The organism is Paenibacillus algorifonticola (genome assembly GCF_050481745.1).
GTDB classification, from domain to species: Bacteria; Bacillota; Bacilli; order Paenibacillales; family Paenibacillaceae; genus Pristimantibacillus; species Pristimantibacillus algorifonticola_A.
The window spans coordinates 1-1,771 of record NZ_JBCNGR010000022.1; the positions used below are offsets into that span (position 1 = coordinate 1).

The following is a 1,771-nucleotide window of genomic DNA, read 5'->3' on the forward strand; positions in this document are numbered from 1 at the left end:
GGACTTATTGGACAGCCCCTCTCGTCAATCTGAGTAGCCTTTAGGACTACTCTTTATTTACTAATAATAAACCAACCTGGCATTGCTTGAAATACATTCCAAAGTTTTTCTGGAATATTAAGCTGGTCGAGTTTCGAAACGTTCAACTCAGAATCCACCTCTGCTTCACGTCCATTTGCGACCTTCTCAACCCAATTAGGATCCATAATTAACGCATGCCCAATGGCCACAAGCGGCAAACCTAATTCCATAGCTTTAAGCGCATCATCCGGTGTTATTATGGAACCAGCAGCCATCACAGGTACCTTACCATTTGCTCTTTCAAGAATTAATTCAAGTCGTGTTTTTTCATCTTGACTATCTACTGGCTTTGAAGACACATTATCTAATGAAGCATGTATATAATCTAAATCCTGTTCAACAAGGAAATCTATTAATTCATACGTGTCTTTCATACGTAATCCGTTCACTTTAGAGGATTCTTCAGGTGAGATTCGGAATCCTATTATGAATGGTTTTGCAGCATGTTTTTTAATGACATTTTTGATTTCTTCAATAATCGCTAACGGAAAACGCAAGCGATTTTCAAGTGACCCTCCCCATTGGTCTGTTCGTTGATTCGTTGCTGGCGACCAAAAATTCTGAATTAAAAATCCATGAGCTCCATGAATTTCAACGCCATCAAATCCAGCTTCAATCGCTCGTCTTGTTGTGTCTCCAAAAGCACGTACAATCGACAAGATCTCCTCATGTGATAATTCTCTTGTTTCTGAAGTTGGACCTAAATTAGTAAGTTCGGGTTGCAATGCACTCGCACTAACTGCATCCAATCCAGGCAAGGCTTTATTGCCAGCATGGAAAATCTGTAGGATCGCAGGAGAGCCTCCACTTTTCGCTGCCTCAGCTAATTTTCGTAAGCTTGGAGTAAATTCATCATTGTACCCAGCGAATTCATTCGTAAAACCCTGCCCATTAGGTGTAACATGAGTACACCCTGTAATGACTAGTCCTACCCCGTTCACTCTTTTTTTGTAATACTTTACTTCGTCATCCGAAATGGTAAGATCGTCATTACTTGACCAGGTTGTCATAGGTGCCATTACGATACTATTCTTTATTGTTATTCCACTTCTGAATGTGAAGGATTCAAATAACCTACTGTATTTTTGATTCATTTCTTTAACCTCGCTATCATATTTTCTTTTCTATTTAAGTGTATTTGGTTACCGTTACGGTAAGTAAAGGATTTATTTTTTATATGATTACAAATAGAATAGTTGTCTTATCACACTCCATATGATATATATTTAGTTACAGTAACTGTAACTAAAGGTGGGCCAAGTAGATGTTGTATTCGATGACATATGTAGTGGAGAATTTTAATGTATCTGCAAAGACACTTAGATTTTATGAAGAGCAAGGGATATTACCCAATATATCTCGTGACGAAAAAGGCCGTAGAGTTTATAACGAACAACAAATAGACTGGATTTCTTTTATTCGTTGTCTCAAAGAGACAGGAATGCCTCTTTCAAAAATAAAGGATTACAAGGAACTTTATGAATTAGGAAGTCCTACCTTCTTGCAAAGAGAAGAAATGTTGATGCAGCATAAATTGGAAGTGCAGAAGAAAATTGACGAAAGTTTTAAACACTTGGAAGAAATAAACTATAAAATAGCCATGTATGAACTTCAGAAAGAAGAGGTTATGAAAAATCCCAACTATAACTTTAAATGTCACGGTTACTTAAGCTAAAACCAGCTAATATCT

Annotated in this window: 2 protein-coding genes; one reads left to right on the forward strand and one right to left on the reverse strand. The window is 37.1% G+C overall.

All coding sequences use genetic code 11. The annotated features are described in order from the left end of the window. Window positions 1-53: 53 nt before the first annotated feature. Complete coding sequence (locus ABEW34_RS19505) at window positions 54-1,175, reverse strand: NADH-dependent flavin oxidoreductase (protein ID WP_430160974.1); 1,122 nt, start codon at window positions 1,173-1,175, stop codon at window positions 54-56. 170 nt (window positions 1,176-1,345) lie between these two features. Between ABEW34_RS19505 and ABEW34_RS19510 the strand changes: the two genes are divergently transcribed. Further along, a complete protein-coding gene (locus ABEW34_RS19510; protein WP_430160976.1) occupies window positions 1,346-1,756 on the forward strand; it encodes a MerR family transcriptional regulator in 411 nt (136 codons plus the stop codon). Window positions 1,757-1,771 lie beyond the last annotated feature (15 nt).

Bases quoted from the DNA above. Each gene is read 5' to 3' on its own strand.
- ABEW34_RS19510 (WP_430160976.1), top strand. From the start codon at position 1,346: ATGTTGTATTCGATGACATATGTAGTGGAGAATTTTAATGTATCTGCA.
- ABEW34_RS19505 (WP_430160974.1), bottom strand. From the start codon at position 1,175: ATGAATCAAAAATACAGTAGGTTATTTGAATCCTTCACATTCAGAAGT.